This is a genomic window from Paenibacillus sp. FW101-FHT12H11, assembly GCF_058790355.1.
Genome location: NZ_JBYTCO010000006.1, coordinates 87,579 through 100,463 on the forward strand (window position 1 = coordinate 87,579; position 12,885 = coordinate 100,463).

Sequence of the window (12,885 nt, forward strand, 5' to 3'; positions counted from 1 at the left end):
CTCCGAGTGATATGATAGGGATTGTGCGTACTCTTTCAAGAGCCGTCATATCCTATGAACTGATGGAGGGATTATCCAATGTCGACGCAAGCATTTACTCAAGGAGTTCAACTTGGTAATGGCGTGCATATGCCATGGTTGGGACTAGGTGTTTGGAAAAGCAAAGAAGGCCAGGAAGTCATTAGCGCTGTAAAAACGGCCCTTCAACTGGGCTACCGAAGTATTGATACGGCCGCAATCTATCAGAATGAAGAAGGTGTCGGTCAGGGGCTGCGTGAAAGCGGTGTGCCGCGCGAAGAGATTTTCGTCACCACCAAAGTGTGGAACTCGGATCAGGGCTACGAGTCCACCCTGCGGGCCTTTGAAGCAAGCCGTAAACGGCTCGGCCTCGAGACGATCGATCTGTATTTAGTTCACTGGGCTAAACCGGCGACGTATCGGGAAACTTGGAAAGCCCTTGTTCATTTGTACAAAGAAGGCCATGTGCGCGCGATTGGCGTTAGCAATTTTCAAATTCATCATTTGCAGCATGTGATTGAGGATACAGGTGTCGTGCCTGCGGTGAACCAAGTCGAATACCATCCGCAGCTGGCGCAAAAAGAACTGCTCGCCTTCACTCGCGAGAATAACATTCAGCTGGAAGCTTGGAGTCCGCTGATGCAGGGGAATCTCGATCATCCGGTGCTGTCGCAGCTCGCGGCCAAGCATGGGAAATCGGCGGCACAAATTGTGCTGCGTTGGGACATACAGAACGGTGTCATCACGATTCCGAAATCGGTGACAGCGCATCGGATTCGCGAGAATGCGAATATCTTTGATTTTGAGCTGAGCGCTGAGGATATGGCTCTCGTGGATTCGTTGAACCAGAACAAACGAATTGGAGCGGATCCAGACAACGTGCCGTTTTAAAAATGGAATTCCCGCGGTTTGTTGGCGGGAGTTCTTTTTTTGTTGGCCTCCCTCTCGGCTCGAGGGGAACTACAGGGCGTTATTTGCCCGCGAAACAGCTCTTTGGCGGCTGGATGGGAACTGTGGTCCTTTATTTGTCCTATTTTATGGCGAGATACGGGTATTGGCCAGAAATAAGTCCCTGTAGTTCCGATTCAGCAGCTTCATGGGTTCATTTTGCCGAAATAGCGGACCTTAGTTCCCTCCCTACAATTGCTGTTCATTTTTACATCCATGTTCAGGGACTTGTCCCTTCGACTCCGGTTACTTCCGCAGCGTAATCATCTGATACACCTCGCGATGATCGCCGGGCAGCACGTAGTCCGCAACCTTGAGCTGCGAAGAACCGTCGCCGTCCAGGAAAAGCCCGTCCACGAGCTGACCGCTCCCCACTTGCTCCAAAATGGCTGTGCGGAATTGTTCACCCGTGCATGGTGTAGGAGCTACGACCAGATACACGTTGTTGTTCCGGTCATACACGATACCTGAGCGCATGCGCTTCTCGTCAATGACCGGCATCTCTTCCGAAACCGCTTGGGCCGCCCAACCGTCCGGGTTCGTCAGTCCCATGCTCACACCGCCCTGCGCCCAGTACTGGTTGCGATCCATGACTTTCAGTTCATTGGCGTTTTCGACCACTTGAATCGTGAAAGTTTGCGCCTTTTCATCCCAGACCAACGTCCCTCGTTTGCGGTCGATATTAAACCAGCCGGAGCCGTAATCGCCGGGCTGCCCTTTGACCGGGAGATCGTTAATGACGGCAATGCTTAGCAGATAACCCTGCCAGAAGAACCCTCCGTTGATCCCATTGTCGCTCAGGTCCGTTATATTCGCAGTGATCGCTTTGAGTCCTATATTTTGCGGCGGAGTTCGGATCGTGTGGAGGGTAACGCCATTGCTTGCCTGATCGACGCGATACTCGGAAATGGGGAGGTTCGGCGGCCCTACATGTCCATGAGTCCCCCAGACGATGGTCCATATGAAACTAGTTATCATAATCAGGAGATAGATAAGTAGGGAGGCTGCTTTATTTTTGGCGAGACGTATCGTATACATAAAAGCAACTCCTATCAATTCAATCATTTCATTTCTATCAGTCTATGAAACTCAGAACTAATTTATGCTAAGCCGCACGAAAAAAGCCCATCCGTAAAGTGAAGGAGTCACTCTAGCGAATAGGCTTTTCTTGTATGTACGTATCCTGATTAAAAAATTGGAATTCTCGCTTTATTTCCATCCTTTGCGTATAAAATGGCTTCGGAGCTGAATAAGTCTACATGCTCTAAAGTATGACCAAGATTCGTCGTTGTGAATTTGTTATAACGAAGAGCGTTGATCAGAGAGGGAATTAGTTTGTGGTCCGTGCCGATAAAGTTCACAGAAATTGGTCTCTTGTTAAATAAAATATTCATTCTCACTTTCAACTCATCTCCTGACATGAAAATTATTATCAATTAACTGAGTTTTAAGCGTAACATCCCTTGAATAGGATGTCCGTCGATTAACGTTGTCGGAATATCACTACTTTTGTCGGTTGGAAAATAGCTCTTGATCGTTTGTTTTTGCGTATTAGCAATGGTTCGCTTGAACATGATACAATTAATATATGCCAGAGCAAAATCTGAAGGAGGTTGAACTTCATCGTGTCAAATCCGGATGAGAAGAAAATTCACACCTATCAAGATTGGCTAACATGGGACGGAACATGGGAGTTAATTGATGGGAAAGCTTATAATATGTCACCAGCTCCAACTTCTTTGCATCAATTCATTGTAGGGGAACTGCATTTCGCTTTGCGGACATTCTTTCAGAATCGGAGTTGCTTTGTGTTCGTCGCTCCATTTGATGTGTTTTTTAGCGAAAGTGAAGCGTATGACTCGCCCGACCATGTTACACAGCCCGATCTTACCGTTGTTTGTTCAAAAGATCAAATTTCAAAAAAAGGCTGCAATGGTGCTCCAGCGCTAATCATTGAAGTGCTTTCCCCTTCAACGGCATTGAAAGACTTTAATGAGAAGTTCAATTTCTATCAAAAGTACGGGGTACAGGAGTATTGGATTGTCGATCCTGGCAACCGAACAGCTCACGTCTATTATCTGCAGGATGGTAGTTACCAGGTACGGCATCTGTATACGGAGCAGGAAGCAATCCAGTCGATTACATTTAAAGATTTACAGATACCTATGAACAGGCTGTTCAATATAGAATAAGTTTAAATTCAAAAACCTCCAAAGCCGCAAGGCTTGGAGGTTTTCCGCTCTGCGCGATGGTTCAAACTGCAATTGCAGCACTGAATATGGTACAATTCAAAAAAAAGGAGGCGAAGCTCATGAGTTTTAGTCTCAAAGCTCCAGACGGTACAGTTATTGATTCGTATCTGAAAGACCACAAAGAGTTTATCCAAATTGCAGGCATGGAATATGAGGTCTACTGTCCCGTGGATGAGTTTGATTCCGATCCGGAAGTTAGACAAATGATTGAGGCTTCCGAGAAAGACTTAAAGCAAGGGAAAGTTTATTCTACAGAAGAGATGGTTGAAGCTATAAAGCGTGGTGAAATATAGTTGATCGTACAATGGACCGAAACGGCGCGAAATCGGTTCAGACAAATTATGAGTGATCATTATAGCGAACAGGAGACCATTGACTATAAGATTGATTTGCTGCGTTTAGTGGAGCAGAAGGTTGTAAGTATGGACACGAGTGTGGGAAGCATGTAATCAAAGCAACTTCGTCTACATATTTGGTATTGCCCTCGATATGGGATGCAAGGATTTGTAGCTTAACGTATTGATCAGGATAAATCTTACGAACTTCTTCCCATTCCATAGCTGGCACACCTCCACAAGGTTCTTATAACCCCATTTTATCACAAAACAGGTAACAACCAAGCTCCCACGAAGATCCGTGATCGTTCATAGAGAGTTTATTTGTGGCTGTTCAAATTCAAAAACCTCCAAAGCCACAAGGCTTGGAGGTTTTTATTTTTCCGCTCAACTCTACAGAAATCTGCGGTGATGCTTCTTACCGTCAAAAGAGAACAAAACCGGCTTCTCTTCCACGACCGTATGCATATGGATGGACTTGCCCCAGAGCTTGTAAATATAGGGAAGCGTCCGTTCCACGTATTTGAGATCCAGCTCGACGCCTTCATAACAATGCTTTAAATACAGTTCCCCATTGCGCTGATAGTCGCCATCTTCCACGACAATATACGGGAACCCTCCGTTGACTCGCGATGCGAATAGCTGATCCCGGGTATTCTCCCATGTTTTATCCGTGATTTTCCACTCAGGGCCTTTCTTCTCAAATACGTATAAATCCAGTTCCTCCACTAACGGTTTGTTCAAATAGTTCCGGATAAAGGAGGTATCGGATTCGTACTCGCGTACCTCGAACATTTTGCTCCGGCCTTCGCCTTTTTTACGGCCTTGCGTCCGTATTTCCTCTTCGGTCGGATTATCCCAGTGCTTTTCGATGTCTTCGAAAATTTTCACGCCCAAATAATACGGGTTCAGCGTATGACGGGAGGGCACAACGACAGACGAATTGAGTTTGGAGTATTCAATCGTCTCTTCTTCGGTCAAATCAAGCTCGCGCAAAATGCGTTGATGCCAGTAAGAAGCCCAGCCTTCGTTCATGATTTTGGTCTCTAACTGCGGCCAGAAGTACAGCATTTCATCGCGCAGCATGGTCAAAATATCCCGTTGCCAATTCTCCATATAGGGCGCATTCTCTTCAATGAAGAGCAGGATATCCTTCTCGGGCTTTGGCGGGAAGCGCTTGGCTTCCTCTTTATCCGTTGAAGGAGCGGGTTTACTTTTAGCATCCAAACTCCATAAATCCTCATAACCGTAAGTCGCTTCCGATTTCGCAGCGGGGGTTGAGGCTTTGTTGGTTTCTTGGCGATCGCGCGTCTGCCTGTAAGAAAGGGTGAGCACAGGATCAATATGTTCTTGAATGGCGAGTACCGCGTCAATGAATTGCTCGACTTCGTCAATACCGTACTCGATTTCATATTGTCGGATACGTTCGGCCGTGGCGGACATGCTTTCGACCATGTTGCGGTTCGTTTTGGAGAAACGGACGTTATTTTTGAAAAAATCACAGTGCGCCAGCACGTGAGCGACGATGAGCTTGTTTTGAATGAGCGAGTTGCCATCCAGTAGAAAAGCATAGCAAGGGTCGGAGTTGATGACCAGCTCGTAAATTTTACTTAACCCCAGGTCGTATTGCGTCTTCATGCGGTGAAAATTTTTCCCGAAGCTCCAATGGCTATAACGGGTTGGCATTCCATAAGCCCCAAACGTATAGATAATTTCGGCGGGACATATTTCGTACCTCATGGGATAGAAGTCGAGCCCAAACCCTTTGGCAATCTCCGTTATCTCATCAATGGCATATTCAAGCTGCTGAATTTCGGATTTACTCACGGAACAGCCACTCCCTCCTGCTTGGTAAAAAAGGTTTTCAACGCTTTGTAAACTTCGCCTTTTTCGCGGATGACATAATGTAGAAATTTAGGATCATGAATGTGGCGAAAAGCGGACATCAGCGTAGAGCTGCGGTTATATTGGTTGACCTCTCCGTAACCAAACATGTTGCAGCGCTCCATTAATTGGGAGATGAGCTTCACACAGCGTTCGTTATCCGACGTTAAGTTGTCTCCATCGGAGAAATGGAACGGATAGATATTAAACTGAGAAGGCGGGTACCTTTTATCAATAATATCGATGGCGGTTTGGTATGCGGAGGAGCAGATCGTACCGCCGCTTTCGCCTTTTGTGAAAAATTCTTCTTCCGTAACCTCTTTGGCTTCCGTATGATGAGCAATGAACACAATTTCCACGTTTTCGTATTTGGTACGCAGAAACCGCGTCATCCAGAAGAAGAAGCTGCGTGCAATATATTTCTCAAAGGACCCCATGGAGCCTGACGTATCCATCATGGCGATGATGAGGGCATTCGAGTGCGGCTTCTCGACCTCATCCCACGTTTTGAAACGAAGGTCATCGGGGCTTATATGGTGAATACCCGGCGAATTCGAGCGTGAATTCCGGCGTAAATTCTCAATGATGGTACGCTTTTTATCGATGTTGGACATGATGCCTTTTTTGCGGATATCATTGAAAATCACTTCTGTGGTCGTCATGTTGCGCTTCTCTTTTTTCTGCAAATTCGGCAGCTCCAGCTCAGAGAACAGCATCGCTTGCAGCTCCTCCATGCTGACTTCGGCCTCATAATAATCTTCACCGGCCTGATCGCCCGCGCCTTCGCCTTTCCCAGGTCCTTGAGCTGGCTGAGGGTCGGTTCCAAGCACATCACCCACTTGCGAGTCGCCATCTCCCTGTCCGACATGTTTCCCTTTGTTAAAGTTATACCGAAAACGGTACTCATCCAGACTCTTAATAGGTACCTTCACAACCTGCTTCCCGTTGGACATTACAATGCTTTCATCTGTAACCAAATCAGGGAGGTTCTGTTTAATGGCATCTTTGACCTTCTCTTGGTGTCGGGTTTGATCTTGGTACCCTTTACGGTGCAATGACCAATCCTCACGGGAAACGGTAAATAGGGGTTCTGTCATGTTGACACCTCCTTGGGGGTGATCTTCCTAGGCAAGTAGCTCCTTACCCTTATCGTATGGCATGCACAAAGCAATGATTTAGATGTGAAAAAAAGCTTGTTACTAAATATATTCAAGAGCGTGGGGGATATGTGGTGATTGTAGTTGGAATTTATCTAAAAAAGAAAGTGAGCTTTGTAATAGCCGTACTAACAGGAGCACGAATTCATAAATTACGTACTACTATAGATTTATGTTATTATTAAGCTAAGAGTTAAATAAATTGGCGGTGATAAATAATGGAGAAAGTAAATAACTCTGAAGAGCTTATGGAAACCATTATCAATATGGATAGCGAGCATTCCGTTCGTCAATTTCATATACCTGGAAAAGGAAAATTTACGGTTGTTCTTCAAGAGGAAGATCACCTCTCCATTAGTTCTGAGGTTAAGTCTAATTCAGATCTTAAGCGCATGATTGATGAAAGTCGTGAAGAATATAAACAAGGTAAGGGAATGACAACTAGTGAGTTTTTGAAATCATTGTCCCCTAGATGACATATTTACCATTGTTGCTGTTTTATTTCCTGGTGAAAAGTAAATGACCCCTTGCATTAATAAAAAAGCCTGTTTAATCACCTGCAGCGAATTCGCGCCGGAGATCAAGCAGGCTTTTTAGTTAATTCCGAAATGCCACGGAACCTGACGTATCCATATCAAATAAAGAATGAAGTCAATTTAACAATGATAATCATTATCATCTGTGCTATAATGTTTTTCATGAATAAGATGAAGCTGATTTCATCTTGATTGGGGTACATATCGGAAGGGGATTATGTTCATGCGTTCAACTGCAGCATCAACCGATGCTCCACGTCCTAAGCTGCGAAGCCGACCGCTTGTAGCTTCATTTATTATTTTCGGAGGGTTGGCTGCTTTACTGCTCGGTCTTGCTGTGTCCGTATCGGTAGGAGCGGCTGATATCAAGCTGTCTACCGTTTGGGAAGCCGTTTTTCGTTTCAACCCGGATTTAACCCAGCATCAAATCATTAAGGAGTTGAGACTGCCTAGGGCGTTGGCCGGAGCGCTGGTTGGCATTGGATTTGCTGTTTCCGGCGCAATTATGCAAGGAATGACACGGAATCCGCTTGCTGATCCGGGTTTGCTCGGGATTAATGCTGGAGCAGGCTTTGTGCTTGCGCTTTGTTTTGCTTTTTTCCCGGGGCTGCCCTTTCATTATTTGATTTTGTTCTCCTTTGTCGGAGCTGCTATCGGTGCTGGGCTTGTTTATGGCATAAGCTCCATGTCAAAAGGAGGTTTATCCCCCGTACGGCTTGCTTTGGCCGGCGCTGCGGTGAGCGCCTTGCTTTTAGCGCTCGGCGAGGGGATTGCGCTTTATTTTCGCCTTTCGCAGGACTTGGCGTTCTGGTATGCCGGTGGTGTAGCCGGAACGAAATGGCTGCAAATCAAAATCGTCTGGCCATGGATTCTAGGCGGCATCATCGGTGCGCTTGTGATATCCAGATCGATTACGGTGCTGAGTCTGGGTGATGAAATTGCTGCAGGACTAGGGCAGCGCACGGGCTGGGTGAAAGCGGCAGGCATGCTGCTGTCTCTTGTGCTCGCAGGAACATCGGTATCGGCCGTTGGTTCTATTGGCTTCGTGGGGCTGGTTATCCCGCATATGGCAAGGGCATTAGTCGGCGTCGATTATCGCTGGATTATTCCCTGCTCGGGTATACTGGGCGCGCTGCTTATGGTGATCGCCGATATTGGCGCAAGGATGATTAACCCGCCATTTGAGACACCGATCGGCGCTTTGATCGCGCTGATTGGCGTGCCGTTTTTCCTCTATTTGGCTCGTAAGGAAAGGAGAGAACTGTAATGGCCTCTCTGGTAGAAATTACAACACGCAAGCGATCAGTCAAAGCCTATACGATGTTAACTATTTTGCTTGTGGCGATCGTTCTTGTTTTTATCATCAGTATGAATACAGGATTCATTCGTTTGTCTCCGATGGACGTGCTTCGCACGTTGTTCGGCCAAGGAACGGATAAACAGGAATTGATTCTTTTCGAATTTCGCCTCCCTCGCATTATTATTTCGGTGCTGGTTGGTGCAGGACTTGCCTTATCGGGTGCTATTCTGCAGGGGCTCTCGCGCAATCCGCTGGCAGATCCAGGGATTCTCGGCATTAACGCCGGCGCGGGGCTTGCGGTTGTGCTGTTTATTTCGTTCTTCCCTGTTAAACAGGCGGCTCCCGTCTACATGATGCCGCTTCTCGCCATGCTTGGGGCTGGAGCTGCAGCAGCATTGATTTATGTTTTGGCCTATAAAAAAGGGTTCGGCATTTCACCGACGAGGCTCGTTCTGGTAGGTATTGCGGTCGCAGCTGGAATCAATGCAGCGATGCTTGTGCTTACGATCAAAATGGATCCTCAAAACTACCAGTTTGTTGCCATTTGGTTGGCAGGCAGCATCTGGGGAACGAATTGGAAGTTTGTGTTGGCTCTGCTGCCATGGCTTATTATTTTTATCCCCTATGTCCTATATAAAGCGCAGACCTTGAACGTACTGCATTTGGGAGATCAGTTGGCAAGTGGGCTTGGGACCTCTGTCGAAAAGGAACGGCTTGGTCTGCTTGCATCCGCCGTTGCTCTTGCCGGAGCTTGCGTTGCTGTTGGCGGCGGCATTGGTTTTGTAGGCTTAATTGGTCCTCATCTTGCCAAACAATTGGTTGGCCCCAAGCATCAGTATTTGCTTCCGGCTTCCATGTTAACGGGAGGTCTCCTGCTGATTGTGGCCGATACGCTGGCCCGCTGGATTCTACAGCCAAGTGAGATTCCAACGGGCATTGTCGTAGCTGTCATCGGCGCTCCTTATTTTTTATTTTTGCTTGCGAAATCCAAAGCTTAAAAAAGCTTATTTTGAGAGGAGACATCCCCATGACTCGTTTGTATACACAGCAAGTAGACATTGCCTACGACGATCGTTTGATTGTCAGCAACTTGAATTTATCCATACCTGATGCCAAAATCACAGCACTTGTTGGCGCCAATGGCTCAGGCAAGTCCACGATTTTGAAATCACTTGCGCGTATTATGAAAATAAAAGGAGGCCAGGTGTACCTCGACGGGAAATCGATCCACCAACGGACGACGAAGGAAGTCGCACGGGAACTGGCGATTCTGCCGCAGAATCCGACTGCGCCTGAGGGCTTGACGGTGAGCGAATTGGTTTCCTACGGAAGATTCCCGCATCAGAAAGGCTTCGGCTCTATGACGAAGGAAGATAAGGAAACGATTAGCTGGGCAATCGAAGTTACCGGTATGATGCCATTTGCCGATCGGCCGGTAGATCAGCTGTCCGGCGGTCAACGCCAGCGGGCGTGGATTGCCATGGCATTGGCGCAGCAGACCGACATCCTTTTCTTGGATGAGCCGACGACGTTCCTGGATATGGCGCATCAGCTTGAGGTGCTGAAGCTGCTTCAAAAGCTGAACAAGGAAGAAGGAAGGACCATTATCATGGTCGTTCATGACCTGAACCATGCGACTCATTATGCGCATCACATGGTCGCGATTATGCAGGGCAAGGTCGTAAGCGAAGGGACGCCGGAGGAGGTAGTGACGCAGCCGGTGCTTCGCGAAGTTTTCGGCATTGAGGCGGATATCGTGAAGGATCCGCGCACGGGTGTGCCGCTTTGTATTCCTTATGATCTGGTAGGTACAGAGAAAAAGGAAAAATCGGAGCCGGAATTAGCCGCGGTGGCGGCTGGCGAATCTCGCTAAAAAGCAGAAGGAGGCAAGATCATGAATTCATCTTTACAACATGTTCTCGCAGAGCAGTTCGGTGTTACTACGGAGTCGCATCCACAGCCGTTATTTACAATAGCAGGCAGCCGCCTAGCTACCGTGGATGGCATGAGGGAGTTAATTAACGCTTACTCGCCGCTTATGAAGGCGCTTGAGCCTGCGGCGGCATGCGTGTATTTTATGAGCAGGCTAGGTGTTTTGAACATGGCTGTGCATGGCATGATGTTGAAGGATGAGTTGATCGATTTGGCTCCGGAGCTTTGGACGCTGCAAATCTACATGCACAAACAAGGATATGCAGAGTTCCGCTATGTGCTTGATGAGATTCGGCAGCTGGAAGGACCGCGAGAGGGAGAGCGCAGCGCATGGCGCAAAGAGCACTTAAGCCATTGGTACGGCACTCACATTCGGCCCATTGTAGAAGCGGCTTCCTTGGCTGCCGATACGGATATCACCCATTTGTGGAAGTTGTTTCCGACACGGATGCGTTATATGTTCGACCGTTTGAAAGAGCAGGCCGGTTCGGAGCAGGAGCAGCTGCGCATCGAGGAGGAGTGGACGTTTGTTTCGCGAGAGCTAAACGGCCAGGTTTTCGGACGTGCGGGAAATCCGCTGAACGTAAAGTTCATTTACCTGGATTACCCGAGCGCTCCCGGTGAACCGGATACTCAAGTGCGGATGAAGTCGGGCTGTTGCATGTTTTACTGCACGGAAGGCGGCTACTATTGCTACACATGTCCTCGGCTGAAACCGAGTGAACGCGAAGAGCGCAAAGTGCAGATCAGGGAGAAGCTGGCACTGGAAGCTGCGTCTAAAGCGGCTGCGACATAGCATTGTGAATAGGAGGTTATCTGATTTAGTCAGAAGAAATGACTGAATCAGATGGCCTCTTTTGTTTGTTCGCAGGTATTCGCGGAAAATAGGGGAACCTGCGGCCATTATTCCTGGCAAAATCAGCCGTTTCCGCGTGTTTGCGGAACTACAGGGCTTTATTTGCCCACCAATCTCCGTTTTCTCTGCGAAAACGTGGAAATAACGGACGCTAGTTCCCTTCAGCTCCGGAAATGACCACTTTGCCGCGAAATAGCAGCCTGTAGTGGCGCTATTTGTAGGCAGTAGGCCCGACGGGACGATCCGATGAAGGTGCCCGGCTGGAGTAGCCGGTGCTGGAAAATCTACCGTTATTCTACGCTGCTCGGTGGCTAGGAACCCAATAGTGGTAGGAACTCCATCTAAACCGCCTGTGACTAGCCGAAATCTGCTGAATTTGCAGAGAGTAGCGGGAGAAAATACAGTTAATTGGATAAAAGTGGATGGTTTTGCGGGAAGTAGCTGGAGTAATCGGTGTTAATTGCAAGTAATCCACTTACTCGCTGCGGAGAGGACGATCCAATGAGGGCTTCACAGCTGGGATAGCTACAAAACAAAAGGCCACCCGCAAGTAGAGTATCTGCTTGAGGGAGCCTTAAGTTTACTTCTTCAACGCTTGATCTATGAATTTGCTCTCAAGGACTTGTGACGTGTCGAGCTTCTTATTAATAGCGCCGACGGATTGCAGGAAGTCAGCCTGCTCCTGATGCGCTTTGGCGAATTCCGGTGTGATCGAAGAAAGGATCGGGAATGTGTTTTTCAAAACATCGACAATGATGGCTTTGTCCAGCTTCTGGGATTTGGATAGTTCATCCGCGATTTCATCCTGATGGTCGACGTAATATTTACGTGCTTCCTCGTAAGTTTTGAGGAAAAGCACAGTCAGATCCGGATGCTCCAGTGTAAATTTGGTGCGGGCAATTAAGAAAGAGGGAGCGTTGATATTGAGGTTTTCGCCGGTGACCAAAATCGTTGCTCCCGTTTGGTACACAGCTGTAGTCGCATAAGGTTCCCAAATGGACCACGCGTCGATGGCGCCGCTGTCAAGAGCGGGTCGCGCTTCATCCGGTTGAAGCTGAATAACTTTGACGTCATCGCCCTTTAACCCGGCCTTATCAATGGCCATATACAGGAAGTTATAGGCGCTGCTGCCTTTGGCTACGGCGACTTTTTTGCCTTTCAGATCTTTTAGTTCCTTGATGGGGCTATTTTTCGGCACGATAATCATGTTGCCTTTTTTGCCGTCGCTTGTCACAGCGATGCCTTTGAAATCAACCCCGCCGACTTGCCCGGAAATGAGGGGAGTTCCGCCGGTGGCGCCAAAATCGAGCCTGCCTGCCGCGATCGCCTCGAAGTGCGGAGGGCCGCTGGCGAATTCGTTCCATTTGACCTCAGCGCCGGCAGCCTGGAAGGCTTTTTCGAAGTATCCCTTCTCACGGGCGAAGTTCAGGACGCCTGTTTTACCTTGGATGCCGATGTTTACAACGACCTTCTCTTTCGAAGCAGCCGCGGGAGTAGCTGCCGCACTGCTGCTTTGCGCAGCGGAGGCTCCGCTCGGAGCTGCAGTTCCGCCGTTTGTTGGAGCGCCCGCCGTTTTGGCACCGCATGCGGACAAAAGTATTAACGTAACAATGGTCAGGAAGGATAAGCTTTTATTATAAAATGATTTCTGTTTCATACGGACATGA

Annotated in this window: 14 protein-coding genes; 9 read left to right on the plus strand and 5 right to left on the minus strand. The window is 48.0% G+C overall.

Annotated elements, in window-relative coordinates; translation table 11 throughout:
* Positions 1-78: 78 nt before the first annotated feature.
* Positions 79-909, plus strand: a complete 831-nt coding sequence (locus AC3WTJ_RS20175) for an aldo/keto reductase (RefSeq protein ID WP_492523370.1) — start codon at positions 79-81, stop codon at positions 907-909.
* Positions 910-1,212: 303 nt separating this feature from the next.
* On the opposite strand, the gene AC3WTJ_RS20180 is transcribed toward AC3WTJ_RS20175, so the two are convergent.
* Positions 1,213-2,004, minus strand: a complete 792-nt coding sequence (locus AC3WTJ_RS20180; RefSeq protein WP_492523371.1) for a hypothetical protein — start codon at positions 2,002-2,004, stop codon at positions 1,213-1,215.
* A gap of 149 nt (positions 2,005-2,153) precedes the next feature.
* Positions 2,154-2,366 carry a hypothetical protein gene (locus tag AC3WTJ_RS20185; protein ID WP_157323138.1) on the minus strand — a complete coding sequence of 71 codons (213 nt, stop codon included), beginning with the start codon at positions 2,364-2,366 and terminating at the stop codon, positions 2,154-2,156.
* A 225-nt stretch (positions 2,367-2,591) separates the two neighbouring features.
* Between AC3WTJ_RS20185 and AC3WTJ_RS20190 the strand changes: the two genes are divergently transcribed.
* From AC3WTJ_RS20190 to AC3WTJ_RS20200, 3 genes are all read left to right on the plus strand, one after another.
* Complete coding sequence (locus AC3WTJ_RS20190; RefSeq protein ID WP_492523372.1) at positions 2,592-3,158, plus strand: Uma2 family endonuclease; 567 nt, start codon at positions 2,592-2,594, stop codon at positions 3,156-3,158.
* A 119-nt stretch (positions 3,159-3,277) separates the two neighbouring features.
* The gene (locus tag AC3WTJ_RS20195) at positions 3,278-3,511 is read left to right on the plus strand and encodes a hypothetical protein (protein WP_492523373.1); all 234 of its coding nucleotides are present in this window, start codon (positions 3,278-3,280) and stop codon (positions 3,509-3,511) included.
* The gene (locus AC3WTJ_RS20200) at positions 3,512-3,667 is read left to right on the plus strand and encodes a hypothetical protein (protein WP_492523374.1); all 156 of its coding nucleotides are present in this window, start codon (positions 3,512-3,514) and stop codon (positions 3,665-3,667) included.
* Between the two features lie 279 nt (positions 3,668-3,946).
* Here the strand turns inward: AC3WTJ_RS20200 and AC3WTJ_RS20205 are convergent, their stop codons facing one another.
* Together AC3WTJ_RS20205 and yhbH are read right to left on the minus strand one after the other, a co-directional pair.
* On the minus strand, positions 3,947-5,380 hold the full coding sequence (locus AC3WTJ_RS20205) for a SpoVR family protein (protein WP_492523375.1): 1,434 nt from the start codon (positions 5,378-5,380) through the stop codon (positions 3,947-3,949).
* Entirely contained in the window at positions 5,377-6,534 is a 1,158-nt protein-coding gene (yhbH, locus tag AC3WTJ_RS20210) for a sporulation protein YhbH (protein ID WP_127456711.1), read from the minus strand. The genes AC3WTJ_RS20205 and yhbH overlap by 4 nt, the downstream gene beginning before the upstream one ends.
* A gap of 278 nt (positions 6,535-6,812) precedes the next feature.
* Here yhbH and AC3WTJ_RS20215 point away from each other — a divergent pair, with 278 nt between their 5' ends.
* The 5 genes from AC3WTJ_RS20215 (at position 6,813) to AC3WTJ_RS20235 (ending at position 11,158) form a co-directional block, all read left to right on the plus strand.
* Positions 6,813-7,070, plus strand: a complete 258-nt coding sequence (locus AC3WTJ_RS20215) for a hypothetical protein (RefSeq protein ID WP_492523376.1) — start codon at positions 6,813-6,815, stop codon at positions 7,068-7,070.
* A gap of 283 nt (positions 7,071-7,353) precedes the next feature.
* On the plus strand, positions 7,354-8,397 hold the full coding sequence (locus tag AC3WTJ_RS20220; RefSeq protein WP_492523377.1) for a FecCD family ABC transporter permease: 1,044 nt from the start codon (positions 7,354-7,356) through the stop codon (positions 8,395-8,397).
* Complete coding sequence (locus AC3WTJ_RS20225; RefSeq protein ID WP_492523378.1) at positions 8,397-9,428, plus strand: FecCD family ABC transporter permease; 1,032 nt, start codon at positions 8,397-8,399, stop codon at positions 9,426-9,428. The genes AC3WTJ_RS20220 and AC3WTJ_RS20225 overlap by 1 nt, the downstream gene beginning before the upstream one ends.
* 29 nt (positions 9,429-9,457) lie before the next feature.
* Entirely contained in the window at positions 9,458-10,303 is an 846-nt protein-coding gene (locus AC3WTJ_RS20230) for an ABC transporter ATP-binding protein (protein WP_492523379.1), read from the plus strand.
* 21 nt (positions 10,304-10,324) lie between these two features.
* Positions 10,325-11,158 carry a hypothetical protein gene (locus tag AC3WTJ_RS20235; protein ID WP_492523380.1) on the plus strand — a complete coding sequence of 278 codons (834 nt, stop codon included), beginning with the start codon at positions 10,325-10,327 and terminating at the stop codon, positions 11,156-11,158.
* 640 nt (positions 11,159-11,798) lie between these two features.
* Here the strand turns inward: AC3WTJ_RS20235 and AC3WTJ_RS20240 are convergent.
* Positions 11,799-12,875, minus strand: a complete 1,077-nt coding sequence (locus AC3WTJ_RS20240) for an aliphatic sulfonate ABC transporter substrate-binding protein (RefSeq protein WP_492523381.1) — start codon at positions 12,873-12,875, stop codon at positions 11,799-11,801.
* Positions 12,876-12,885: the final 10 nt, after the last annotated feature.

What these genes read in the sequence shown, in the direction of transcription:
- AC3WTJ_RS20225 (WP_492523378.1), top strand. Translation starts at nt 8,397, where the DNA reads ATGGCCTCTCTGGTAGAAATTACAACACGCAAGCGATCAGTCAAAGCC.
- AC3WTJ_RS20175 (WP_492523370.1), top strand. Translation starts at nt 79, where the DNA reads ATGTCGACGCAAGCATTTACTCAAGGAGTTCAACTTGGTAATGGCGTG.
- AC3WTJ_RS20235 (WP_492523380.1), top strand. Translation starts at nt 10,325, where the DNA reads ATGAATTCATCTTTACAACATGTTCTCGCAGAGCAGTTCGGTGTTACT.
- yhbH (WP_127456711.1), bottom strand. Translation starts at nt 6,534, where the DNA reads ATGACAGAACCCCTATTTACCGTTTCCCGTGAGGATTGGTCATTGCAC.
- AC3WTJ_RS20195 (WP_492523373.1), top strand. Translation starts at nt 3,278, where the DNA reads ATGAGTTTTAGTCTCAAAGCTCCAGACGGTACAGTTATTGATTCGTAT.
- AC3WTJ_RS20230 (WP_492523379.1), top strand. Translation starts at nt 9,458, where the DNA reads ATGACTCGTTTGTATACACAGCAAGTAGACATTGCCTACGACGATCGT.
- AC3WTJ_RS20220 (WP_492523377.1), top strand. Translation starts at nt 7,354, where the DNA reads ATGCGTTCAACTGCAGCATCAACCGATGCTCCACGTCCTAAGCTGCGA.
- AC3WTJ_RS20180 (WP_492523371.1), bottom strand. Translation starts at nt 2,004, where the DNA reads ATGTATACGATACGTCTCGCCAAAAATAAAGCAGCCTCCCTACTTATC.
- AC3WTJ_RS20240 (WP_492523381.1), bottom strand. Translation starts at nt 12,875, where the DNA reads ATGAAACAGAAATCATTTTATAATAAAAGCTTATCCTTCCTGACCATT.
- AC3WTJ_RS20215 (WP_492523376.1), top strand. Translation starts at nt 6,813, where the DNA reads ATGGAGAAAGTAAATAACTCTGAAGAGCTTATGGAAACCATTATCAAT.